Origin of the sequence: Spirillospora sp. NPDC047279 (assembly GCF_040643285.1) — a bacterium.
Taxonomy (GTDB): domain Bacteria; phylum Actinomycetota; class Actinomycetes; order Streptosporangiales; family Streptosporangiaceae; genus Spirillospora.
On the sequence record NZ_JBEYUA010000006.1, the window covers coordinates 317289 to 340198 of the forward strand.

Here is a 22910-nt window from a genome sequence, read left to right on the forward strand (position 1 = left end):
TCTCGAAGAGGCCGGGGCGTGGTTCTGCCACGACTGTGTCCGATCTTTCACGCTGAAGTTCCTCGGTGTTGGAGCCCCCCACACACGCAAGGAGACCTCCCAGTGACTCTGCTGGAGACCGACAGACCGACACTCGACCTCGAAGACATCGTCGAATCCGCCGCGACCGCGCTGGAGGGCGCCTCCACCCTGGAGGTCATCCGGTGGGCCTCGGCGACGTTCGGAGACCGGATCTGTCTCACCTCCTCCATGTCCGACGCCGCCCTCATCCACCTGGTGTCGAAGGTGAAGCCCGGGATCGACGTGCTGTTCGTCGACACCGGCTACCACTTCGCCGAGACCGTCGGCACCCGGGACGCCGTGGAGGCCGTGTACCCCGTCAACGTCATCAACGTGACGCCGTCCCGCACGGTGGAGGAGCAGGAGGCCGCGCTCGGCCCCCGCCTCTTCGGCCGCAACCCCGACCTGTGCTGCCACCTGCGCAAGGTGGAGCCGCTGGGCAAGGCGCTCGAGGGCTACATGGCCTGGTTCAGCGGCATCCGCCGCGAGGAGACGTCGAGCCGCCGCGACCGCCGCGTGGTCGAGTGGGACCGCAAGCGCGGCATGGTCAAGGTCAACCCGATCCTCGACTGGACCCAGCAGCAGATGGACGACTACATCGAGGACAACGGGGTGCTGGTCAACCCGCTGCACTATGACGGCTACCCGTCCATCGGCTGCCGGCCGTGCACGCGTCCGGTGGCACCTGGGGAGGACCCGCGCAGCGGCCGCTGGGCCGGCATGGGCAAGACCGAATGCGGGATCCACCTGTGACCTCCGTCTCCCCTCCGCCGATGGTCGCGGTCGCGCACGGGAGCAAGGACCCGCGCGCCGCCGCGACCGTGGCGGAGCTGCTCACGGCCGTCCGGGCACGCCGCCCGGACGTGCCGGTGCTGACGTCCTTCCTGGACCACGCGCCGCCCAACCCGGTGCGGGTCCTGGACGGGCTCGCCCAGGACGGCGTGGACGAGGCGGTGGTGCTGCCGCTGCTGCTGACCGCCGCGTACCACAGCAAGACCGACGTCCCGGGCGTGCTCAACGACGTGCGGACGCTGCACCCGCGGCTGTCCCTGCGCACCGCGGCCACGCTCGGCCCGCACCCGCTGCTGATGGCGGCGCTGGAGCGGCGCCTCACCGAGGCGGGCGTGGAGATCGGCGACCCCGACACCGCCGTGGTGCTGGTGTCGGCGGGGTCGAGCGACCCGTCCGCCAACGCGACCATCTGGGGCATGGCCCGGGAGTGGCGCGGCGGCGCCGGCCCGAGGGGGGACGGCCCCCCGCACCCTCCGGAGCGGCTTCGCCGCGGTCTGGGCTGGCGCGGAGTCGTGCCCGCCTTCGCCTCCGCCGCGCGGCCCACCCCGGGCGAGGCGGTGTCGGCGCTGCTCGACGCGGGCGCGCCCCGGGTCGTGGTGGCGTCCTACTTCCTCGCGCCGGGCTACTTCGCCGACAAGGTACGGCGCGAGGCGCTCGCCGCCGGGGCCGAGGTGGTGTCGCCCGTGCTCGGCGCCGCCCCCGAGATCGCCGACCTCGTCCTGCGCCGCTACGACGAGGCCCGCACGGAGGTGCGCGCCGCCGCCGCGGTCTGACGCGTCAGCAGTCTCCCGAGCACATGCCGCTGTAGACGGCGACGGTCCAGGGGCTCATGCCCGGCTCGTGGGTGGCGAGGTACTCCTCCAGGGTCACCGTCGGCGTGCCGCGGCCGACCGCGACGCCGCGCATGTACTCGATCGCGTTCCGCTTGACCGTGCCCTCGGGCAGGACGACCACCTCGAGCAGGTGCGGCACCCCCGGCTGGAGCCTGCGGCCGCCCAGCCCGGACATGATCGCGCGGGACGGCGCCGCGCCGGCCGCGCACTCGCCGAACGCGCCGTAGCCGCCGTCGCCGTCGACCTGCTGCACCACCTCGAAGCCGGGACGGCACTGGATGATGTACGCGGTGTCGCGGCCGGTCGGCGTGAAGCGCAGGGACATCATCTCGCCGGTCACGGTGAACTGCTGGGACACGATGCGCCGCATGCCCTGGAAGACGGCCGGCGGCGGGCCCTCGGGAGCCTCCGCCGTGGGACCGGCCGCGGGACCGTGCCCGGGCCGCGGATCCTCCCGGCCGAACGGCCCGGCCACGGCACCGGCCGCCACGAGCACCACGGCGGCCACGGCGGTCACGGCCGTCGTGGCCGTGCGGCGCCGCCGGCGCGTACGGATCTTCCCCTCGACCGCGGCCATCCGGCCCGTCTCGGGCGGCGCGTCCCGGCTCTCCTGGTCGAGCATGGCGCGCAGGTCGCCGACGGTACGCCTCATGACAGCCCTTCCACGGGAACCGGAGCGATGATCTCAGGATCGACGCGCAGCTTGGCGAGGGCCTTGCTCGTCTGGCTCTTCACCGTGCCCACCGAACAGTTGAGGATCTCGGCGACCGCCGCCTCGGAGAGGTCCTCGAAGAACCGCAGGACCACCACCGCGCGCTGCCGCGGCGGCAGCCGCCCCAGCGCCGCCCAGATGGCGGCCCGCTCGTCGGCCGCCCGCATCGGGTCCTCCGGGTCGGCGGTGTCCGGTGGTTCGGCGGACGGGATCTCACCCCGCCACCGGCGTTTCCACCAGGACGCGTGCGTGTTGACCAGCACCCGGTAGACGTACGGATCGGGATCGCCCCCGATCCGCCCCCAGGCTCCCCACACCTTGGCCAGCGACGTCTGCAGCAGGTCCTCGGCGAGCGCCCAGTCACGGCAGAGCAGGTAGGCGGTCCGCAACAACCGCGGCGACCGCTCCGCGACGTACGCGGTGAAGTCGTCCCGATCCCGCATCGGCCCCCGCCTTCCCTGACTCCGCCCATGCCCCTACGACCGGTTGAAGATCCGTGAAGGTTGCCCCCGGACCCCGGCCGATTCGAGCACCGAACCTTATCCGCATCGCCACGATCCCGTGTGGAACCGAACAAATGCCGCATACCAACCACACTTCGCCCGCGGGACGGAGGCAAAGGCGGGTCGTGACGATCGGGCGGCGGCGAGGTCGGGACGAAGCCGAGCGGGTCAGGACGTAGCGGAGCGGGGCGAGGCCTCCAGGAGCAGGCGGATCATGCCGGTCAGCGCGTGCGGCGAGAGCGCGGGGTCGACGGCGCGGCGGAGGCCCAGCCCGATGCCGAGGCTGAGCAGCGCGTCGGCGAGCTCGGCGGCGGGCAGCGGCAGCACGAGATCGCGGCGGCGGGCCTCCTCCTCCAGCAGCAGGCGGAGGGCCCCCGCCCAGCTCCGGCCGCCCGAGGCGACCTCAGCACGCAGCCCCTGGTCGCGGCGGGTGGCGTGGATGGCGAACTCGGCCTCCAGGAGCGTCCAGCCGGGGTCGCCGATCGTGCGCTCGGCCCAGGACTCGAAGACCGCGAGCCGTTCCTCGCCGGAGCCCTCGCCGAGGAAGGCGTCCATGATGGCCTGCACCTGTTCGGCGCGGACGGCCTCGATGACCGTCCGGCAGAGCTCGTCCTTGGTGCCGAAGTTGGAGTAGACGGCCCCCTTGGAGAAGCCGGCCGCCTCGGCGACCTTCTCCAGCGAGGTGGCGTGATACCCGTCACGCAGGAACAGCCGCCGGGCCGTCGCGAGCAGCAGCTCCCGCGTCCGCGCCTGACTCTCCACCCTGGTCAGTCGTCCCATCCGTCCACCTTAAGGGACCTCGGTATCCAGATACCAACGGTATCTACCCATCCGATCAGGAGAGTTCGCTCGTATTGACACTCCGTCCAGCTCCCAAATACCTTCGGTATCCCGAATGCCGGAGGAGTGGCTCATGAGACATCCCGCCGAGGCGGCGGAAGGGCCCGGCATGAAGCCGGAGCATGAGGTGGTGGTCGTCGGTGCCGGGTTCTCCGGGTTGTGCGTCGGCATCCAGCTGCGGAGGAAGGGCGTGCGCGACTTCGTGATCGTGGACGCGGCGCCGAGCGTGGGCGGGGTGTGGCGGCACAACACCTATCCCGGCGTGGCCGTCGACATCCCGTCCGCCACCTACTGCTACTCGTTCGAGCCGAACCCCTCCTGGACGCGCTCGTTCGCTCCCGGCGCGGAGGTGCGCGCGTACGCCGAGCACTGCGCCGACAAGTACCGGCTGCGGCCGCACCTGCGGCTCGGCACCAAGGTGGAGCGGGCCGTCTTCGACGAGGACGCCGACCTGTGGCGCGTCCACACCGGCCGGGGCGTGCTCACCGCCCGGTTCCTGGTGGCCGCGGTGGGGCCGCTCGACCAGCCCAGGAACCCCGACATCCCCGGCATCGGCACGTTCGCCGGGAAGATCGTGCACACCGCACGCTGGGACCACGACCACGACCTGGGCGGCGAACGGGTCGCGGTGATCGGCACCGGCGCGTCCGGGCTCCAGGTCATCCCCGAGATCGCCGGCGTCGCCGCCCACCTCGACGTCTACCAGCGCACGCCGATCTGGGTGTTCCCCAAGGTCGACGTCGCCGTCCCGGCCGCCGTGCGCGCGCTCTTCCGCGCCGTGCCGCCGGTGCAGCGGCTGGTCCGGCTGATCACCACGATCGTGTCCGAGGTGGTCATGGTGCTGGGCATCGTGCACTACAGCAAGGCGCCGTTCCTGGTGCGCGCGACCGAGGCGGTCTGCCGCGCCCACCTGCGCCGCCAGGTGCCCGACCGCCGGCTCCGGCGCGCGCTGACGCCGCGCTACGGCTTCGGCTGCAAGCGGCCGTCGTTCTCCAACCGCTACTTCCCCACGTTCCTGCGCGAGGACGTCGACCTCGTCACCGACCCGATCGAGCGCGTCACCGCCACCGGGATCGTGACGCGGGACGGCCGCGAACGCCCGGTCGACACGCTCGTCCTGGCCACCGGCTTCAGGATCCTGGAGCTGGGCGCGATGCCCGCGTTCCCGGTCGTCGGCCTCGGCGGCGTCGAGCTGGGCGCCCACTGGGACGAGCACCGCTACCAGACCTACGAGGGTGTCGCCTCGCCGCTCGCGCCCAACTTCTGGTTGATGAACGGCCCGTACACCGTCACCGGCGCGTCGTGGTTCTCGATCATCGAGGCGGGCGCCACGCACATCGTGCGCTGCGTCGCCGAGGCGCGCCGGCGCCGCGCGGCGCGGATGGTGGTGCGGCGCCGCCCGCACGACGACTTCACCACCGACATGCGGCGCCGCATGAAGGGCACCATCCTGGCCCAGCCGAGCTGCGCCCGGTCCAACTCGTACTACTTCGACCGGCACGGGGACTCCCCCTACGTCCGCCCGCAGTCCGGGTTGTACGTTTGGCGCCGGAGCCGGACCTTCGATCTCGACGACTACGAGTACATCCGCTGAAAGGAAATCCCCTCATGGCCCTTCTGCGCACCGCCGGCATCGTGCTCGCCGCCACCGGCGCCGCCCACTTCGCCGCCCCGAAGGCGTTCGAGCCCATCTCCAAGCTGGCGTTCCCGCAGGACACGCAGACGTGGATCAAGCGGAACGGCGCCACCGAGCTGGCCCTGGGCGTGGCCCTGGCCATCGACAGGACCCGCAAGGCCGGACTGGTCGGCACCGCCGTCTACACCGCGTGGCTCGGCGCCCGCACGGCCTCCAACCGCCGCTCGTCCTGATCTGAAGAGGGGCCGGCGCGGGCCTCCGCCCCGGGGGTCCGCGTCAGTCCTGCCGGCCCTTGCGGCCGTGCCACCACGACGCGATCGCCTTGCGCACCTGTGCGTGGTGCGCGTCGTCCACGATCGTCACATCGCCCATGATCGCCTGCGCCTTGATGCGCACGACCGGAACGCGCGGCCCGGGCGCGGCCTCGCGCACCCGCACCTTGCGGTCGCCCATCACCGCGTAGCCACTGAGGTCGATCGCCACCCCGTCCGGCACGATGATCTTGACGTCGCCCATGACGGCGGTGGCCATCAGGCTGACCTCGCCGGTCGGCACCTGCGCGCCGCGCAGGTCGAGCATCACGTCGCCCATCACCGCGAGCACGGTGAGCTCGGCGTCGATGCGGCCGGAGATGCTCTCCTTGCAGTCGCTCATGATCGCGCTGAACCTGCGCTGCACCTGCACCGGCGCCGGAACGGCCCCCGGAGCGCCCATGCCGGGCAGGTCCGCGGTGATCGTCTCCAGCTCGCCCCGGGTGACGGCCGAGTAGGCCGCCTCGGTGCGCGTGGTCAGCTCCTCGAACGTCAGCCGCCCCTCGACGGAGGCCACCCGCAGCCGCTCCACCACGGCCTCACGCTCGGCATCGGAGGCGCGCACCGACTCGGGCGCCGGCGATGCCTTGCCGGTGAACCGGGAGGGCCGCTCCTCCGGCTGGGGAATGGGCTGACTCATGACTTCGAAGGTATGCCCCCGCTTAGCCCGGGCAATCCGACCCGCGAACGAGATCACCCCCGGTCTTCAGGAGGATGGGTACTACACTTTCTACTCAGTTGAAGATAATCCGTAACATCATCACCGGGAGCAGCGCGTGACGCACGAGGTGTTCAACCAGGTCCCCCCGCTCGTCGACCACGACGCGGCGGACGATCCCGCGCTCCTCGCCGCCCTCGACCGGGAGGGTGCCGGCTGGGCCGCCCCCGAGGTCCACGAGCTCGGCCGCCTCGCCGGCACCCACCAGGCGCAGGAGTGGGGCCGCCTCGCCAACGAGCACCCGCCCGTCCTGCACACCCACGACCGTTACGGCCACCGCGTCGACGAGGTCGAGTTCCATCCGGCCTGGCACGAGCTGATGACCGTCGCCGTCACCAACGGCCTGCACGGCGGCCCCTGGGCCTCGTCCCGGCCCGGCGCCCACGTCGCCCGCGCCGCCAAGTTCTACACCTGGCGGGTGGACGCCGGCCACGGCTGCCCCATCTCGATGACGTACGCCGCCGTCCCCGCGCTGCGCACCTCCCCCGACCTCGCGGCCCGGTACGAGCCCCTGCTCACGGCCCCCTCCTACGACTTCGGCCTCCGCGCGCCGCTCACCAAGTCCGGGCTCCTCGCCGGGATGTCGATGACCGAGAAGCAGGGCGGCAGCGACGTCCGCGCCAACACCACGCGGGCCACCCCGAGCGCCGACGGCACCTACACCCTCGTCGGCCACAAGTGGTTCACCAGCGCCCCGATGTGCGACCTCTTCCTGACCCTCGCGCAGACCGCCAACGGCCTGACCTGCTTCCTGGTCCCGCGCGTCCTGCCCGACGGCACCCTCAACCCGCTCCGCCTGATGCGCCTGAAGGACAAGCTCGGCAACCACTCCAACGCCTCGTCCGAGATCGAGTACGAGAACGCCGTCGCCTACCGCGTCGGCGAGGAGGGCCGCGGCGTCCGCACCATCATCGAGATGGTCAACATGACCCGTCTCGACTGCGTCATCGGCGCCGCCGCCGGCATGCGCCAGGGCCTCATCATGGCCGCCCACCACGCCGCCCACCGCAAGGCGTTCGGCGCGTACCTCATCGACCAGCCGCTCATGCGCAACGTCCTGGCCGACCTGGCGATCGAGTCCGAGGCCGCCACCACCGTCATGATGCGCCTCGCCGGCGCCACCGACCGTTCCGTCCGCGGCGACGCCGGCGAGACCGCCTTCAAGCGCCTCGCCCTGGCCGTCACCAAGTACTGGGTCTGCAAGCGCTGGCCCGCCCACGCCGCCGAGGCCCTCGAATGCCTGGGCGGCAACGGCTACGTCGAGGAGTCCGGCATGCCCCGCCTCTTCCGCGAGTCCCCCCTCAACGGCATCTGGGAAGGCTCGGGCAACGTCGCCGCGCTAGATGTCCTACGAGCCATGGCAAAAGAACCGCAGGTGGTCGAGGCCTTCTTCACCGAAATCGAACAGGCGTCCGGCGCCAACCCTCATTTCGACCAGGCCGTCCAGGACCTCAAGAACTCCCTCACCGACTTCGACACCATCCAGCTCCGAGCCCGCCGCATCGTCGAGCGGATGGCCCTCACCTTCCAGGCATCCCTCCTGGTCAGGCATGGCCACCCCGCCATCTCCGACGCCTTCGTCGCCACCCGCCTGGGAGGCGACTGGGGCCATGCCTACGGCACCCTCCCATCCTCGGTCGACCTAGCACCGATCATCGACCGGGCCACCCCCAAGATCCCCTGACCCGAACACCGCCCCCAAGCCCAAAATAGAGACATCCTCTCGTCCCCCAGATGCCTCAAAGATCATCGGCTAGCAAACCGGCTAGTAATAACGCGGCTTGTCCGGCCAATGGCGCCTATTGGAGCGACGTCCGCCATCATGTGCGACGACGAACCTCGCAAGGGTCGCAAACCCAGGGACGACCCAGCGACGACGCCCCGCTCTAGCTGTACTGACCATGGACGTTGTTGACACCTGAGGGTGTCTGGTGGACGGCGAAGACCTCCGGTGTGGTGAAGGTGTCGAATCCACGCCGCACACGGAGGTCTTCATGGCCCACCGTAACGCCCGGCTGACCGTCCATGGCAGGCAGCTTTGGTGCAGCGTGTGCTGGCCGGCCGGTCGCGCATGTCGCGGCCGAGATGGGCATCTCCCGCGCCACCGGTTACAAATGGCTCGCGCGCTGGCGTGCCGAGGGCGTGGCCGGGCTGGTCGACCGGTCCAGCCGCCCGCACACCACCCCGCATCGCACCAGCGCGAAGGTCGGGGAGCGGGTGTGTGCATTGCGGATGGATTCTCCGCGCTCGCGGCGGGCCAGGATCGCGGCGCGCTTGTCGTCGTCGACGACGGGGTCCGGTAGCAATCGCCGAAGATCCAGCGGATAGCCGCCTTACCTGGTTATTCGCGAAACGTAGGCACGGCGGGTGTGGCTTCTGGTGGCAGCCACCATCGCCTACAACGTGATCGAGGCTGTCGTCGCGAGCAGACCTGCTGTGCACCTAGCCCCGTACCGCCACCGCAGGCTCTCCCGACCAGCACAATCACCCGCCGATCAGACCGACACCCGCACTGTCCGCGCGGAACCCCGCTCCGGCCCGCGCACGCTACGTTACGCACACGATTAACTACACACTGGCGAGGCGTGGCCGCGCTGCGGCCCTCTCCCTGATCGCCCTACCGCTCGCCACCGCCGCAATGGCGGGCGCCGCTCCGGCCCAAGCGGCACCGACCGCCGTGGCTGCGGGCACCGTCGAATGCCGGGACGGTTCCCTCGACGTCCAGGCCGACACGGGCGTCGCCTTCCCCCGGAAGACCGTCCAGCTGACCGGCCGCGGAAACCTGGACTCGTGTTCCTCGGCCCAGCACCCGAAGCTGTCGGGCGGGACCATCACTCTGGAGACCGCGCTGCAGGCCAGGTGCCCAGGCCCGTTCGGGCCCGGCTACGCCAAGGTGACCATCGCCTGGAACGACGGTTCCACCACCAGCATCGACCAATCCACCTTCCGCGGCGATTCGGTGTCCTTCGCCCTTGAGGGCGGCCGGGTCACCAGCGGCGTGTTCACCGGCGGCACGGTCCGGGCCGACGGCCGCACCACCACCCCACTGATTGAAATGGGCGCAGCGTGCGCTACCGGCGGCCTGACCGCCTACTCCACCACCATCAACCAGGTCCACCTCGGCGACCTGTAACCCCCGCGACGCGCACGGGCGGCGCATGAGCGCGGGCGGCCCGGGGCGCGGCCATGATCGGACCGCGCCCCGGGCCGCCGTCGCGACGTTCGGGGGTTCCCCACCCGGCTTGCTGGGCGCTTCACCGAGACCCAGGCGCGCGCATGGCGGGAATCGCCTCGCGGCCGTCTCCGGGCCGGCCCGTCACCAGCCCCCGTCGTTGTAGTAGTTCTTCTGCACGTTCACGTAGGCCGCGACTACGCGATGGCTCTCGTAGATGGCCGGGCTCCGATACGCGGCGTGGGCCGATAGATGAACTCCTGGATGTTGCCGTCGAGTGTCCTGCTCTCGATGAGCTGAAGGTCGAAGTCGGCGGCACCTTGGAAGGTCGGGTCCGCGCCGGTCTGGCCGCAGATCGCGGGGAAGAGCGTCACCTGGACGCGGTCGACGAGGCCGGCGGCCATGAGTGCCCGGTTCAACGACAGGCTGCCGTGCGAGCGCAGCGGTAGGTCTGACTCAGCCTTGAGCTTGGCGACGACGTCGACGGCGTCGCCGCTCACCACGGTCGCGTCCGGCCAGTCGAGGGGTTCTTGCAGCGTGCTCGACACCACCGTCGCCGGTAGGTCTCTCATCCGGGTGACCCATGGGTCACTCAGCTCGGACACCTCGATTCCTGCGGCCAGCATGTGCGCGTGCGCTCGATACGTGTTGGCTCCGAAGACCATGCGCTGCTCCTTGCTGTACAAGGCGAGGCGACGGTCGAGAAACTCGGGGCCCTGCTTGCCCCAGTAGCCGCCCCAGTCGCCGTTGTGGGCGCCGAAGCCGTCGAGAGTGGAGAAGACATCGAAGGTGTAGGTAGCGGTCATGATGCGCTCCTCGGGTGAACGGTTGATCGGTGTGGCGAGAACCGGCGACGGTGACATCAGCTCGTCGCCCCAGCCGACGCTCCGGTGTGGAGTGGGCAGGAGCAGGCGGTCCATCCGTCCGGCATGGGGCCAAGGTCGTCGTCGCGGCCGGCCTGGATCCGTGACCACTGGGCCATCGGACGGCCGTCGTCCATCTGAAACTGGCCTCCTCTGGAACCCCAACGCTGCGGCCAGCCCTCTGGCGATTCCTCCCAGAACTCTTGCCGGCCGTAGACGGTCCGATCCATCAGTCCGTAGGACGGCGCCATCGCTTCGTTGCCTCGGCCGGTGGTCCAGTAGGTCTCATAGACCTGGTCACCGTCCCGGAGGTAGCAGACCAGGATGCCGAAGTATCGGTCTGCGATCAGCTGGTCCACGGAGTCCTGAGGCACTGAGTACCAGGGAACGGGGTAGCCCATGAAGTCGCGATACCGCGACGCCTCTTCATACGGCCCTTCACAGAAGACCGCGTAGCTGATGTCACGTGAGTGCAGGTAGGTCAGCTCGGTGACGTGGGACGTGCTGAAGGTGCAGCCCTCGCACTGCTCCGCGCTGGGTCTGCCGATGTGCCACATGTGGAAGTAGGCGACCAATTGGGACCGGCCGTCGAAGATGTCGATCAGCGGCACGGGACCGTCTGCTCCGGTCAGCGGAGTCCGCGGATCGACTTCGACCATCGGCAGGCGGCGCCGGGCGGCGGCGACCGCGTCGCCCTCACGGGTGTGGGCCTTCTCCCGGACGCGGAGCCGGTCCAGTTCGGTCTGGAACGTGGCCCGGTCGGCGACCGGGGGGCGGGCCGCGTCGCGGGTCGTTGAAACGTTGGGTTCGGCGGGCTGGCTGGTCATGACGAAATCCGTTCTCCTACGCGGTTCGGAACGTGGTGCTGAGTGGCCGCCCGGTCGCCGGGTGCCGGCTCGGCCTCCTGGTCCGTCGTCGTGGTGGCGTGGTCGCCGCCGGGTGAGCTCGGCACGTGCTTGAAAGCCCGTAGGGCCAGTCCGGCCATGCCGACGTAGAAGATGGCGCTGACGATGGCGACGAGGTGGAGGCCTGAGGTGAACGCGTCGCGGGCCGCGGCCAGCAGGTCGACGCTCTGCTGGGCGGGCAACTGACCGGCGACGGCGACCGCGCGGTCGATGTTTTCCCGGGCGGCGCCGGCGGCGTTGGATGGCAGGTTGCCGAGGGCGCTCTCGACGGTGCTCCGGTAGACGGCGGTGCCGAGTGTGGCGAGCGTGGCGATGCCGAGTCCGAGCCCGAACTCGTTGGTCGTCTGCACGATCGACGCCCCGGAGCCGGCCTTGTCGGGCGGTACGGCCCCCATGGCGAGATGGTTGCAGAACGCGGCCAGCGGCCCGGTGCCGAACATGACGACGCACATCGCGATGACGATCATCGCGGGGCCGGACGTCGAGTCGGCCAGCGTGAAGAGCGCGTAGCCGGCGCCGGCGACGGACAGCCCGCCCGCGATCAGGTACGCCGGACGGATGTGGCTCGCCAGCGAAGGGCTGCCCACGAGGCCGATGATCATCAGTACGTTGGGTGCCAGCAGGAGCAGGCCGGCCGTCAGTGGCGTGAGGCCGGTGACGTTCTGCAGGTAGAGCGTGACGAGGAGAAGGGTGCCGGTTCCCACCACGCTGGTCACGAACATCAGGGTCAGCGCGGAGCTGAATGTGCGGTTACCGAACATGCGCAGGTCGAGCAGCGGATGCTCCAGGCGCCGCTGCCGTCGGACGAACACCAGTCCCGCCATGACGCCGAACATCAGAGCCAGGGCGGGGAGCCACTGCCAGCCGTGGCGAGCCAGCTCTTTGAGCCCGTAGATGAACGGCAGGATCGCGGTGAGGGACAGCGCGACGCTGACCGGGTCGAGCCTGCCCGCCCGCGATGCCTTCTGGTCGGGGAGAAGGAAGGGGCCGAACGCTAGCAGCAGCACGATCCCCGGTACGGACACCAGGAACACCGAACCCCACCAGAAGTACTCCAGTAGGAGGCCGCCGACGAGCGGGCCGAGCGTCGCCCCTCCCATGAAGCAGGTCAGGTAGATCGCGAGGGCGCGGCTGCGTTGCCTGGAGTCGGTGAACATGCCGGTGACAAGGGCCAGCACCGATGGCATCACCGCGGCACCCCCGACGCCCAGGAGCGCACGGCTGGCGATGAGCATCTGCGGGCTACGGGAGAACGCTGCCGAAATCGAGGCGACGCCAAACACGGCGGCGCCGATGAGCAACAGCTTCTTCCGGCCGATCCGGTCACCGATGGTACCCATCGTGACCAGGAAGCCGGCGATCAGGAATCCGTAGATGTCCACAATCCACAGTTGCTGGATGGCGTCCGGAGCGAGGTCGGCGGTCAGGTGCGGAACACCCAGGTACAGCACGGAGAAGTCCATCGAGACGAGAAACACGGGCAGGCAGAGCAGGACCAGTCCGGCCCATTCCCGCCGCCCAGCTCTGGACCTCGTAGTTGCGGTAGTCACGAGATGGTCCTTTCATCGACGGGCCGCATCGACCGCAGACAGCGGTACAGCAGCACCAGGCTCACAACGGATGTGGTGACGACGAGCGCCGGAAATCCACCGAACGCGACGACCAGTCCCGCTAGCGGCGCACCGAACCCCGCCGCCACGCCCATGGCCATTTCACCGATGCCCTCAGCGCGCCACTGTTGCGCACCTGGCAGCGAGTCAGTGACCATCACGCTGCCGGCAACGACGCCGGCGCACCAACCCAGGCCGAGGACGGCCAGCACGACGGTGAGGGACAGCGCACTGGTCGGGTCCGCCAAAGCCCCGGCGACACCGGCGATCACGATCAGGGCGGCGCCGGTTCCGGCCACCAGAGGGGCGCCCGCGCAGTCGGCGAGCCAGCCCACCAGCGGTGCCGGCGCGAGCATGCAGAGAACATGGACGCTTACCACGACGCCGACGACGTCGAGATGGTGCCCGTGCGCCACCAAGTGCAGGGGCACGATCGCCATGACCGCCACCATCACCAGGTTGGTCACGGCGAGCACGAACACGGCGGTGCCGACGCCGGGACGGGACCGCGGCGGCTGCCCTGTCCCGGCACGCAAGCCGCCATTGACTGGTTCACGCGCCCGGCGGCCGAACAGCGCCAGTATCGCTCCAGCGACAGGAAACGCCACGACGGCCACGACGTACAGCCCGCTCAGCCGCGGCAAGCCCAACTGGACGGCGAGGTCGCCGCTCGGGCCCAGCAGATTAGGGCCGGCGACCGCGCCCACCGCGGCGCCCGTGAGAATGACGCCGAGTGCCCGGCCCCGGGCGGCTGCAAGCGCCGCGTCGGCCGCGGCGTACCGCGTCAGGTACACGGCCGCGTTCGCGACTCCGATCGCGACGTGACCCGCCACTACCACCCCGAAGTTCGAGGTTGTCATGGCCGCGACGACCAGAGCAGCGCCAGCGGCACCGACCGCATAGCCGACAACGAGCCCGGCACTGCGACCGGCGAACCTCGTCAGCCGCGATATCAGCACGGCACCGGCGGCCGAGCCGACCACAACCGCACCAAGCGGGACACCCGCCGACGTCGAGCTTCCGGTCATTTCGGCCGCGATCAACGCACCGGCGACGCCACCCGCCGCCAGCCCCACGCTGCCGACCGCCGTCGCGGCGGCCAGAACCAGTTGTGCTGATCGCATACGCCAGAGCATCTGGCTGCGACGACGCCCGCGTCCAACACCTGTTCGGTACCATTGACTACCGACACGTTGTCAATCACGGAAGCGCCGCCGCCATGCAGGATCTCAGCCCACGGCTACTGCGACACTTCGTTGCCGTGGCCGAGGAGCTTCACTTCGGACGCGCGGCGGCGCGGACATTCGTGGCTCAGCAGGCGCTCAGCCGCGACATCGCCCGGCTGGAGGAGCAGCTTGGGGCGCGGCTGTTCGAACGGTCCACCCGCCGGGTGTCGCTCACCCCGGAAGGCGACCGGCTCCTGCCGCGGGCCATCGAGTTTCTCGCCCTCCACGACCGGCTGCACGAGCAGGTCCAAGCCACCAACCGGTCACTACTCGTCGATGTGGTCCGCGACCACTCGACGCCCATGCTGATCCTCTCCCTGGCCCGCTCGCTGGCCCCGCACACCACACTCGAAGGGCGCTACCACGGCGGCTTCGGCGCCGCCCTGCGCGAGCTGGTCAATCGCCGCCTCGACGTCGCTTTCGGCCGGATCAACGGCGTGCCCACCGCGATGCCGGACGACCTGACCCGGCGTCTCGTGCGTTTCGAACCGCTCGGGCTGTTGCTGCTCGACGACCATCCGCTCGCCCGGCACGCCACCGTCGCGACCGCTGCGATCCAAGGGCTGACCATCGACACCAGCGCCGGCAACCCGGAAGCGCCGGAATGGGTCGACCTCGGCATGCACCTTGTCCAGGAGTTCGGCGGCGACGCCGCCCCTGACCACCACCCAGGCGCCGCCGCGATGGCCGCCGCCGGCCCGCACGAGACAGCCAACCATCTGCAAACCACCGGCTGGCCCATCCTCACCATGATGGAAACGCCACCGGTGCCGGGCGCCGTCATCCGGCCGCTGGTTCATCCCACTCCCCTGTACCCGTGGACGATGACGCACCGCGCCGGCCTACGCCACCCCGCACTCGACGCCCTCAACAAAGCCATCGACCAGCTCAGCGAGGCCCAGCACTGGCTCGATGTTCCGGACAGTTCCTGGCTGTGCCCCGCCGACCGTCACCTGCTGGCAGCCCCGCGACCGTAGCCCCGGCGCCAGCACGTCAGCGTGGGTCGAGACTCACCGTGGAGGCTGGCAGCAGGTGCCGGTGTGAGCGCGCAGCCGACCGGCGGTGCGGTCGGCGGCGCCGTCGGAGGCAGGGTTCCCGCAAGGCTCAGCGAGCTTGGCGGCAGATCCCGTTGGGGGCCTCGGCGGGGCCATTAGACCGGGTTCACGTGCACTGTGAGTGACCAGCGGCTTCTCGCAGCAACTGAAACGCGACACCTATCTCGGGCTGGGTCTCTTATCGACGGCCTGGCCGGAACCGACGATGACGCCTGCTACCGGGCGATGGACTGGCTGCACGAGGTGCGCGACGACCTGGAGAAGCAGGTGTTCGACGAGGTCGCGAACCTGCTGAACCTGGAGGTCGATGGGCTGGTCACCCAGGATCAGCCGTCGGTCTTCGATCAGCGCTAAGGGGCCGGGCACCTATGATTGACATGTGACCTTTTAGTCACATATGTTTTCGTCGTGGCCGACGATGATCTCGCCTTCAAGGCACTCGCCGACCCGAGTCGCCGTTTCCTGCTCGACCTGCTGTTCGCCCGGGACGGACGCACACAGGGCGAACTGGAGTCGGAGCTGGCGATGACCCGGTTCGGCGTCGCCAAGCACCTGCGGGTGCTGGAGGACGCGGGGCTGGTGATCACGCGCAGGTCGGGCCGGGAGAAGCTGCACTTCCTCAACCCGGTCCCCATCCGGCTGATCCACGACCGGTGGATCGGCAAGTACACCGAGCGACCCGCGGCGGCACTCGCCGAACTCAAACATGAACTGGAGCGACAGACCATGACGTCAACGATCGACACCGGCGCCGCAGAGGGCGACGCGATCCTCCAGGTCTACCGGGTGTACATCAAAGCCACCCCGCAGGCGATCTGGGACGCCATCACCACACCGGAATGGACGGCGAAGTTCGGCTACCGGTCACCGGTCGAATACGACCTTCGCCCCGGCGGCGCCTTCCGCGGGCTGGCCAGCGAGACCATGAAACAACACGGCGCCCCAGACGTTGTGGTCGACGGCCAGGTCATCGAAGCCGATCCTCCCCGCCGACTTGTACAGACCTGGCGTGCGCTGTACCTGGGCGAAGACTTCACCCGGCTGACCTACGAGATCGAAGGCGACGGCACCGGAGTCTCCGTGCTGACCGTCACTCACGACGTCACCGGCACACCCCAGACCGCGGCCCAGGGCGCCGGGCAGATCCCCGAAGCCGGCGGCGGCTGGACCCAGACACTCAGTGACCTGAAGACCCTGCTGGAAACCGGCCAGGCCCTTTATCGCTGACCCCGGACCCTTCCGATCACTCCACCAAGCCCGGACCCGCTTCGGCAGCGGCCCGAGCGCGCGATCTCCTCTTCCCTGGAATTAACCGCAGGAGTCGACCCATGCCCTCCCACACCCCCACCTCTCAGCACCTCAACCAGGCGCCGGCCGCGCCGGCCGCGCCGGCCGCGTCCACCCGCGCCCTGCTCGCCTGCGGCGTAGTCGCCGGCCCGCTGTTCGTCCTACTGATCGTGGGTCAGGCAACGACCCGTGACGGATTCGACCCCCGGCGGCACCCGCTCAGCATGCTGAGTCTGGGTGACCACGGCTGGATCCAGATCATCAACTTCCTGATCAGCGGACTGCTCGTCGTGGCCTCCGCCGCCGGTCTGCGCCGCGCTCTCCAGGCGGGGACACCCGGCCGCACGTGGGGAACGTGGCTTATCGGTATGTACGGCGCGAGCCTGATCTGGGCCGGTCTGTTCCCCACCGATCCGGCTGAGGGATACCCGCCTGGAAGCCCGGACGGCGGCCCCGTCCAGGTCAGCTGGCACGGTGCGCTGCACAACCTCGCTCCGGTCGGAATGGGACTCGCGCTGAGCGTGGCCTGCCTGGTGTTCGCCCGCCGATTTGCCCGCGATGGCCAGCGTGGCTGGGCGGTCTACAGCGTGCTCGCCCCGGCCGCCTACCTCGTCCTCGGGTTCGCCGCGTTCCCCGCCCACGACTACCGCCTGATGCTCGCCGGCGGCGCCCTCATCTGGATTTGGGCCTCCGCCCTGAACCTCAAACTCCTGATCGAACAGTCCACCCCCGCCAAGTCATGAGCTTCATCCTTCAGGAGTGCTCGCCGTGCGTGATCGGCTCGCGGAGCAGATTCGCTATTGATCAGTGCTGCAAGGGAAATCATGCTGCTAACCACGGCCTCTGGGCATCCTGGATGCCGAAGGCATGTTGTCTCGGTTCCGCAGCCGTTCGAGCCTCTTCGTCCCGAACTAACGGCAGTCCTGGCCTGTCACGGCTTCGCCCAGCTTGCGGGGTGTGTCGCTGTGGCTCCGGGTGAGTTGTGGCGAGCGGCTGTTGCTGTACTTCCGTGCTGTACAGCAGCACCACCTGCGACGGCGTCCCGCGTACTTTCGCTTCACTCCTGGTCGTGTCCTGGAGCCATGTCGCGTGGCCTATCCGCCTCGTCGCCGTCAGGTGTTGTCGTGTGCGGCGGGTTCAGGGGTGGGTGGGGTGCTGAGGATGTCGGCGATGGTGGTGTCGGGGTCGGTGTCGTGGCCGTTCTGGTAGGCGGTCTGGTAGGCGTGGTCGCCTAGGGCTTCGCGGGTTTGTTGCTCGCAGGCTTGGCGTGCGGCGACGAGTTCGGGCTGGCCGCCCTGGGGCTGGCCAGATCGCGTCCAGAGCTGCTGGGACAAACCGAGCAGGCGGGCGGCGCGTTCGGTTTGACCGGTGGCGGCGGTGGTCTGGGCGAGCAGGTCGATCGCCAGGGCCATGCCCGTGCCGTCGTTCAGCCGATGGCTGACCTCCAGGGCCGCTTGGGCGCAGGACCGCGCGGCCCCGGGGCGTCCGCGCGCCAGTTCGGCCTGAGCGCGGACGAAGTCGCCGTACCCGCGGTACCAACGCTCGCCGTGTCGGTCGCATTCGGCGCGCATCTGCTCCATGAGGGTGATGGCGTCCTGGAAGCGACCGGCGAAGACGTAGGTGAGGCCACGGACGCCCCAGGCTATGAGGGAGGCCAGGGTGAGCTCGCCCTCACGTCTGCCGGCGAGCAGCTCCTCGGCGGCTGGAATCGCCACTGTCTGATTCCGCTCTCCTCCGCTCATTAACACCGCGACCGCGGAGGCGGCCTGTGCCGTCTCCGCCGCTTCGGTGTCGCCGATCCGCTCGGCCTCTGCGGCGCACTCGGCGGCCCTGGCCGCAGCAGCGGTGGGGGCGCCCTGGTTCAGAAAGATGACGCTGGAGACCCAAAGGGTCTTGGTGCGCGCCGGGCCGGGTTCGAGGTCGTGCGCCAGAGCCCGCCCCAGGTAGTGCTGGCCCTCCTTGGCGAACCCGCAGCCCCACCAGTAGAACCACAGCGCTCCGGCCAGCTCCAGCGCGGCGTGGTCCCCGGTCTCGGGCCTGGTCTCGGTCAGGGTGAACTCCAGCGCGGTACGCAGGTTGGCGTGCTCGGCGGTCGCCCAGTCGTACCAGGCGTACTGGTCGGGTCCGAGCCAGGCGGCTCCGATGCGGCGGGCCATCGTCAGGTAGAAGTCCAGATGCCGCCGCCGGAACCGGTCTTGTTCGCCCAGGTTGCGCAGCCAGAACGCGCCGTACGCGCGGACGGTGTCCAGCATCCTGAACCGCCGCGCGCCGCCCGGCATCGCCACCACGGTCAGGATGGACTTGCCGGCCAGGGCATCCAGCAGATCCAGGATCTGGTCGGCGGGCAGCAGGCCGTCGGCGCACACCTGGCAGGCGGTACCGGCGCCGAACGACCCGGCGAACACCGACACGCGAGCCCACAGCAGCCGCTCGGCAGGGGTGCACAGCTGGTGGCTCCAGCCGATCGCGGTACGCAACGCCCGATGCCAGGGCGGATCGGCCTCGGTCCCCTCGTGCTCGATGTCACCCACCTCGAACCGCTCCTCCAGGCGAGCGGTCAGCGCGTTCGGCGACATGGTGGCCAGGCGAGCCGCCGCCAGCTCGATCGCCAGCGGAAGACCATCCAGCCTCTGACACAACCGCACCAGGTCGGCCCGGTTGTCGCCGGTGACCGTGAAGCCCGGCATCGCCACGGCCGCCCGCTCGGCCAGCAACGCCACCGCGTCATCACCGCCGCCGCCCGGGGCCCTTGCGGGGGCCACGGCCGGAGGTAGGGCGGCGATGCCGATCTCGGGTGCGGGAGCGTCACCGGGGACGGGCAGCGGAGCGATGGGCAGCACCTGCTCACCCGCGACGTTCAGGGCGCGGCGGCTGGTGGCCAGGATCCGCAGCCTCGGCGCGGCCGCCAGCAGAGCTTGAACGGTCACCGCGCAGGCCTCGGCCAGATGCTCGCAGGTATCCAGAACCAGCAGGACATCACGATCTGCCAAATAATCCGCCACCACATCGATCACCGACCGCGTCGTCTGATCGGCCAGCGGCAGCACCTCAAAGATCGCATACGGCAGCGAAGCCGCCTTGGCCAGCGGCGACAACGCCACCCACCACGCCCCATCAGCGAACCGCGGCGCCGACTCGACCGCGGCCCGCAACGCCAGCCGCGTCTTGCCCACCCCCGCCACCCCGGTCACCGTCACCAACCGCGACCGCCCACACAACAACCGCTCCAGATCCGCCAACTCCTCGCCACGCCCCACCAGCCTCGACGTCTCCACGGGCAGACCCCCCGCCCGCCACCCCTCGCCCACCGTGACCCACCTCATCCACCGGACCGGCACTGGCGCGAAGACACCAGCATGCAGGACCCACCTGATCGCCCGCCGCCGATGTCGCCACAGCGGTCTTCAAAGGCAGGCCCGTATCCCCAGACTCTGCACCACCGCCCATCACGAATGAGCGCAAAGCGCCCCCTGAGCTACCGATCGTGGCCTGGTGTTAGAGAGGCCGGGGGTCGGGAGCAGGACGCCTCGACAGAGTGGAGGTTCTGTCCGGTCTGAGCCCCCATCGCCGTTCACCGCCGACGTTCGAGCTTCCGGTGGACGTGGGGGCGCACTTGGTGTTCCTTCTACCCTCCGTGCGGACCGCGGCGCTGGGGGCGGGGCGGTGGGCCATGCGCGGGTCGGCGCAGATGATGTTGGTGGTGACTGGTGACCGGCTACGCCTGCTGGGAGGTCGAACGGCCGAGGGTCGTGCGGGCGCGCGAGGTGGCCAGGGTGCTGGCGAACGAGCCGCGTCGTCAGGATTGTGGTGTCGTCGGGGCTGGAAGGGGTGGTGGTCGGGTTGGTGGTAGGTGGGACACAGTCGACGGAGTGTTGCTTGAAGGCGGTCCTGGACCGGCTGTCCGACCTCGCCGACACCGGCAACGACGTCAACGAGCTGAGCGGGTTGCTGGACGAGTGATCCATGCACGCCAGATCCCTGCTCACCCGACGCACCGGCTGTTCCACCGCTGGGTGCCTGCTCGGTCACAGGGTTGAGGAGTCTCCCTCAACGGAAGAGCACGGCGTTTCTCCGTCCGAGCCAGGACGAATAGTCACCGTCAGTAACTGAATTATCGCTTAGTGGTGATCTTGCTGGGTAGGGGCATGGTGTGATGAGCGGGCTTCTTGCGGTGTTGCTGGCGGTCGTGCCGGTGACGGTGCCGCAGCGTGGGGTGGTGGCCGAGCCGAGTGCGCCGTTCGCGATGGTCCAGTACGGGACGGACGGGTGCATCGAGGTGGGGGTGCGGCCGGATTCGCCCTACAACCAGCCCAGGCCCTTCATCGATCCCGCTGGGGCGGATCTGTCCGGCGGTTATCCGGCTTACGGTTACGATCCGTCGGGATTGACGCCGACGAGCGGGACGAACGCCTGCCGCTACAAGTTCTTCCGGGAGTATCCGCCGGCTGATCTCACCAAGCCCGACGCGACGGCGTACTGCGTTCAGTGGGCGGCGGGGCAGCGTTCGACGACGGGTTACGACCCGGAGCCGGCGGACGGGCGGATCGCCAATGACGGCTATGTGCGACGGATCATCGCCGACAACTGGCCGGCGGCCGACCAGCCGGTGGTGCCGGCGCAGTTGGTCGCCAAGCCGGTCGCCAAGACCGTGAACGCGCAGCGGTCCGGCGCTGTGGCGATGGCGATCCACTACTTCACCGACGGTGTGGTCATGCCGCCGAACTACCAGACCCCGGCGCTGTACGAGGCGGTGAAGACGGTCGTCGACCGGGCTCTGGCGGCCGGTCCCCTCGACGCGCCCGCCGATCCCACTCCGACGATCGACGGCCCGAACGGCGGCCGGGCCGGCGAGCTGATCGGCCCGTACACGCTGGGCGCGAACGCGACCGGGAACGTCACGGTCACCGTGACGGGGGCCGAGGCGTTCACCGACGCCGCGGGCACGACCCCGTTCACCAGCGGGGGGACGATTCCGGCCGGTGGAATGTTGTGGCTGAGAGCAGTCGGTGCGGGCGAGGCCGTCATCAAGGTCAGCGGCCAGGTCTCGGCGGGACCGGGGACCCGGATGGATCCCGACCCGGCTCACAAGGTGCAGTCGATGGAGATCACCCAGCCAACCGATATGACCGGCAAATCCAGCAAGAAGGTCGCCATCACCGCCACCGACCCGCCGCGCGTCACCAGCCGTGCCTCCTCGACGTTCCTCGAAACGGGACAGGGGGTGACCGACACGCTGTTCGTCTCCGGGCTGACCGGTCGGGGCACCCTCACGGCCACACTGTTCGGGCCGGTGCCGACGGTGGGCGGCGGCTGCTCGGCGGTGGCCTGGGACGACGTCGCCGCGCTGCCGGTGCGCCGCGAGTACGATCCGGTGGACGTGTCCGGTGACACGACGGTGACGACCCCGCAGGAGATGATCGACCGGTCCGGTTGCTACTCCTTCGGGGTGGTCCTGGACCCCGCCGCCGGCGACTCGGTGACCGTCGCGCCCGGCGACGCCGCCGAGACGTTCCACGCCGTGCCGAAGGTCGTTCCGCCGCCCTACCTGGTCAGCACGCGGGTTTCGGCCCGGAAGATCGCGGTGCGGGGGTCGATCGTCGACCACATCACGATCCGCGGCCTGCTGCCCGGCCGGTCCCTGACGGTGACACCGACCCTCTACGGCCCGCTGGTCCCGCGCGACGGCTCCTGTGCCGGGATCGACTGGCGGGCGCCCGGACTGCCGATCGCCGCCCGTTTCACCCCGATCACCGTGTCCGGCGACACGACGGTCAGCACTCCCGCCCGGCGGTTGACCCGAGCGGGCTGCTACGGGTTCGACGCGGTCACCACGACCACCCAGCTGACCGGCGGGCTCGTCCCGGTCGGTCACGGTCTCGGGCTGCCCGCCGAGACCGTTCAGGTCGTGCCCCAGCCGAAACTGAAGATCGTCAAGAGACTTCGCCCCGCCTGGCCGCGCATGGGGAAGACCGCCCGCTACACCGTCACCATCACCAATCCGGGGGACGTGACGCGGGCGCACAGCACGGTGCGCGACGACCTGTCGGGCGTGCTGGACGACGGCTCCTACCGGCGCGACGCGAAGGCGACCTCGGGCCGGATCACCTACCGCCGACCCGTACTGAGCTGGACCGGCGACCTTCGGCCCGGTCAGACGGTCACCCTCACCTACTCCTTCACCCTCAACCGTTCCGGCGGCGACCACAGGCTCGTCAACAAGGTGATCGGGCCGCGCGCCTCGACCTGCCCGGCCCATGGCCACCGCGGGCGGGCGTGCGGTCGATCGGTGCCCATCGTCCCGGGCGCCGAGAAGCCGCCCCTTTTCTGAGATGCCATTTAGGCAAGGTCGGGCACGACAGCGACGTCATCGACCGGGCCACCCCCAAG

At 70.0% G+C, this 22910-nt stretch carries 20 protein-coding genes and 1 pseudogene; 12 read left to right on the forward strand and 9 right to left on the reverse strand.

Going from position 1 to position 22910, the window contains the following annotated elements; genetic code table 11:
• The first annotated feature begins 102 nt into the window (after window positions 1–102).
• On the forward strand, window positions 103–813 hold the full coding sequence (locus ABZ810_RS17690; protein ID WP_358404055.1) for a phosphoadenylyl-sulfate reductase: 711 nt from the start codon (window positions 103–105) through the stop codon (window positions 811–813).
• A complete protein-coding gene (locus ABZ810_RS17695; RefSeq protein ID WP_358404056.1) occupies window positions 795–1625 on the forward strand; it encodes a sirohydrochlorin chelatase in 831 nt (276 codons plus the stop codon). Before ABZ810_RS17690 ends, ABZ810_RS17695 begins: the two co-directional genes overlap by 19 nt.
• Window positions 1626–1629: 4 nt before the next feature.
• Here ABZ810_RS17695 and ABZ810_RS17700 read toward each other — a convergent pair whose 3' ends face one another.
• The 3 genes from ABZ810_RS17700 to ABZ810_RS17710 form a co-directional block, all read right to left on the reverse strand.
• Window positions 1630–2337, reverse strand: coding sequence for a hypothetical protein (locus ABZ810_RS17700; RefSeq protein WP_358404057.1), 708 nt, complete (start codon window positions 2335–2337; stop codon window positions 1630–1632).
• Entirely contained in the window at window positions 2334–2840 is a 507-nt protein-coding gene (locus ABZ810_RS17705; RefSeq protein ID WP_358404059.1) for a SigE family RNA polymerase sigma factor, read from the reverse strand. The genes ABZ810_RS17700 and ABZ810_RS17705 overlap by 4 nt, the downstream gene beginning before the upstream one ends.
• A 228-nt stretch (window positions 2841–3068) precedes the next feature.
• Entirely contained in the window at window positions 3069–3680 is a 612-nt protein-coding gene (locus ABZ810_RS17710) for a helix-turn-helix domain-containing protein (RefSeq protein WP_358404061.1), read from the reverse strand.
• 133 nt (window positions 3681–3813) lie between these two features.
• On the opposite strand from ABZ810_RS17710, the gene ABZ810_RS17715 reads away from it, so the two are divergent.
• Both ABZ810_RS17715 and ABZ810_RS17720 read left to right on the forward strand, forming a co-directional pair.
• Window positions 3814–5334 carry an NAD(P)/FAD-dependent oxidoreductase gene (locus ABZ810_RS17715; protein ID WP_358404063.1) on the forward strand — a complete coding sequence of 507 codons (1521 nt, stop codon included), beginning with the start codon at window positions 3814–3816 and terminating at the stop codon, window positions 5332–5334.
• 14 nt (window positions 5335–5348) lie between these two features.
• Complete coding sequence (locus tag ABZ810_RS17720; RefSeq protein WP_358404064.1) at window positions 5349–5609, forward strand: hypothetical protein; 261 nt, start codon at window positions 5349–5351, stop codon at window positions 5607–5609.
• A gap of 43 nt (window positions 5610–5652) precedes the next feature.
• Here the strand turns inward: ABZ810_RS17720 and ABZ810_RS17725 are convergent, their stop codons facing one another.
• Window positions 5653–6327, reverse strand: coding sequence for a DUF1707 domain-containing protein (locus ABZ810_RS17725; protein ID WP_358404065.1), 675 nt, complete (start codon window positions 6325–6327; stop codon window positions 5653–5655).
• A gap of 136 nt (window positions 6328–6463) precedes the next feature.
• On the opposite strand from ABZ810_RS17725, the gene ABZ810_RS17730 reads away from it, so the two are divergent.
• From ABZ810_RS17730 to ABZ810_RS17740, 3 genes and pseudogenes are all read left to right on the forward strand, one after another.
• Entirely contained in the window at window positions 6464–8089 is a 1626-nt protein-coding gene (locus ABZ810_RS17730) for an acyl-CoA dehydrogenase family protein (RefSeq protein WP_358404067.1), read from the forward strand.
• A gap of 310 nt (window positions 8090–8399) precedes the next feature.
• Window positions 8400–8643: pseudogene (locus tag ABZ810_RS17735) on the forward strand (leucine zipper domain-containing protein); the annotation flags it as partial.
• 439 nt (window positions 8644–9082) lie between these two features.
• Window positions 9083–9538, forward strand: a complete 456-nt coding sequence (locus ABZ810_RS17740) for a hypothetical protein (protein ID WP_358404068.1) — start codon at window positions 9083–9085, stop codon at window positions 9536–9538.
• A 236-nt stretch (window positions 9539–9774) separates the two neighbouring features.
• On the opposite strand, the gene ABZ810_RS17745 is transcribed toward ABZ810_RS17740, so the two are convergent.
• The 4 genes from ABZ810_RS17745 to ABZ810_RS17760 all read right to left on the reverse strand — a co-directional run bounded on the left by ABZ810_RS17745 (window position 9775) and on the right by ABZ810_RS17760 (window position 14079).
• On the reverse strand, window positions 9775–10497 hold the full coding sequence (locus ABZ810_RS17745) for a dihydrofolate reductase family protein (RefSeq protein WP_358404070.1): 723 nt from the start codon (window positions 10495–10497) through the stop codon (window positions 9775–9777).
• Window positions 10440–11267 (reverse strand): DUF899 family protein, encoded by an 828-nt coding sequence (locus ABZ810_RS17750; protein ID WP_358404072.1) that lies wholly within the window; start codon window positions 11265–11267, stop codon window positions 10440–10442. Before ABZ810_RS17750 ends, ABZ810_RS17745 begins: the two co-directional genes overlap by 58 nt.
• Entirely contained in the window at window positions 11264–12808 is a 1545-nt protein-coding gene (locus tag ABZ810_RS17755) for an MFS transporter (RefSeq protein ID WP_358404073.1), read from the reverse strand. The genes ABZ810_RS17750 and ABZ810_RS17755 overlap by 4 nt, the downstream gene beginning before the upstream one ends.
• 83 nt (window positions 12809–12891) lie before the next feature.
• A complete protein-coding gene (locus ABZ810_RS17760; RefSeq protein ID WP_358404074.1) occupies window positions 12892–14079 on the reverse strand; it encodes an MFS transporter in 1188 nt (395 codons plus the stop codon).
• Between the two features lie 95 nt (window positions 14080–14174).
• Here ABZ810_RS17760 and ABZ810_RS17765 point away from each other — a divergent pair, with 95 nt between their 5' ends.
• The 4 genes from ABZ810_RS17765 (at window position 14175) to ABZ810_RS17780 (ending at window position 17266) form a co-directional block, all read left to right on the forward strand.
• Window positions 14175–15158: a LysR family transcriptional regulator gene (locus ABZ810_RS17765; protein ID WP_358404075.1), complete on the forward strand. Its 984-nt coding sequence runs from the start codon at window positions 14175–14177 to the stop codon at window positions 15156–15158.
• 303 nt (window positions 15159–15461) lie between these two features.
• Window positions 15462–15590: a hypothetical protein gene (locus ABZ810_RS17770; RefSeq protein ID WP_358404076.1), complete on the forward strand. Its 129-nt coding sequence runs from the start codon at window positions 15462–15464 to the stop codon at window positions 15588–15590.
• A 54-nt stretch (window positions 15591–15644) separates the two neighbouring features.
• Complete coding sequence (locus ABZ810_RS17775) at window positions 15645–16463, forward strand: SRPBCC domain-containing protein (RefSeq protein WP_358404078.1); 819 nt, start codon at window positions 15645–15647, stop codon at window positions 16461–16463.
• A gap of 101 nt (window positions 16464–16564) precedes the next feature.
• Window positions 16565–17266, forward strand: a complete 702-nt coding sequence (locus tag ABZ810_RS17780; RefSeq protein ID WP_358404079.1) for a DUF998 domain-containing protein — start codon at window positions 16565–16567, stop codon at window positions 17264–17266.
• A 369-nt stretch (window positions 17267–17635) separates the two neighbouring features.
• Here ABZ810_RS17780 and ABZ810_RS17785 read toward each other — a convergent pair whose 3' ends face one another.
• Entirely contained in the window at window positions 17636–19798 is a 2163-nt protein-coding gene (locus tag ABZ810_RS17785) for an NB-ARC domain-containing protein (protein ID WP_358404081.1), read from the reverse strand.
• 878 nt (window positions 19799–20676) lie between these two features.
• Here ABZ810_RS17785 and ABZ810_RS17790 point away from each other — a divergent pair.
• The gene (locus ABZ810_RS17790) at window positions 20677–22851 is read left to right on the forward strand and encodes a hypothetical protein (RefSeq protein ID WP_358404083.1); all 2175 of its coding nucleotides are present in this window, start codon (window positions 20677–20679) and stop codon (window positions 22849–22851) included.
• Window positions 22852–22910: the final 59 nt, after the last annotated feature.

Coding starts and splice junctions, on each gene's coding strand:
- ABZ810_RS17695 (WP_358404056.1), top strand. CDS start 795: ATGCGGGATCCACCTGTGACCTCCGTCTCCCCTCCGCCGATGGTCGCG.
- ABZ810_RS17700 (WP_358404057.1), bottom strand. CDS start 2,337: ATGAGGCGTACCGTCGGCGACCTGCGCGCCATGCTCGACCAGGAGAGC.
- ABZ810_RS17705 (WP_358404059.1), bottom strand. CDS start 2,840: ATGCGGGATCGGGACGACTTCACCGCGTACGTCGCGGAGCGGTCGCCG.
- ABZ810_RS17710 (WP_358404061.1), bottom strand. CDS start 3,680: ATGGGACGACTGACCAGGGTGGAGAGTCAGGCGCGGACGCGGGAGCTG.
- ABZ810_RS17715 (WP_358404063.1), top strand. CDS start 3,814: ATGAGACATCCCGCCGAGGCGGCGGAAGGGCCCGGCATGAAGCCGGAG.
- ABZ810_RS17720 (WP_358404064.1), top strand. CDS start 5,349: ATGGCCCTTCTGCGCACCGCCGGCATCGTGCTCGCCGCCACCGGCGCC.
- ABZ810_RS17725 (WP_358404065.1), bottom strand. CDS start 6,327: ATGAGTCAGCCCATTCCCCAGCCGGAGGAGCGGCCCTCCCGGTTCACC.
- ABZ810_RS17745 (WP_358404070.1), bottom strand. CDS start 10,497: ATGGACCGCCTGCTCCTGCCCACTCCACACCGGAGCGTCGGCTGGGGC.
- ABZ810_RS17750 (WP_358404072.1), bottom strand. CDS start 11,267: ATGACCAGCCAGCCCGCCGAACCCAACGTTTCAACGACCCGCGACGCG.
- ABZ810_RS17755 (WP_358404073.1), bottom strand. CDS start 12,808: ATGGACTTCTCCGTGCTGTACCTGGGTGTTCCGCACCTGACCGCCGAC.
- ABZ810_RS17760 (WP_358404074.1), bottom strand. CDS start 14,079: ATGCGATCAGCACAACTGGTTCTGGCCGCCGCGACGGCGGTCGGCAGC.
- ABZ810_RS17765 (WP_358404075.1), top strand. CDS start 14,175: ATGCAGGATCTCAGCCCACGGCTACTGCGACACTTCGTTGCCGTGGCC.
- ABZ810_RS17770 (WP_358404076.1), top strand. CDS start 15,462: ATGGACTGGCTGCACGAGGTGCGCGACGACCTGGAGAAGCAGGTGTTC.
- ABZ810_RS17780 (WP_358404079.1), top strand. CDS start 16,565: ATGCCCTCCCACACCCCCACCTCTCAGCACCTCAACCAGGCGCCGGCC.
- ABZ810_RS17790 (WP_358404083.1), top strand. CDS start 20,677: ATGAGCGGGCTTCTTGCGGTGTTGCTGGCGGTCGTGCCGGTGACGGTG.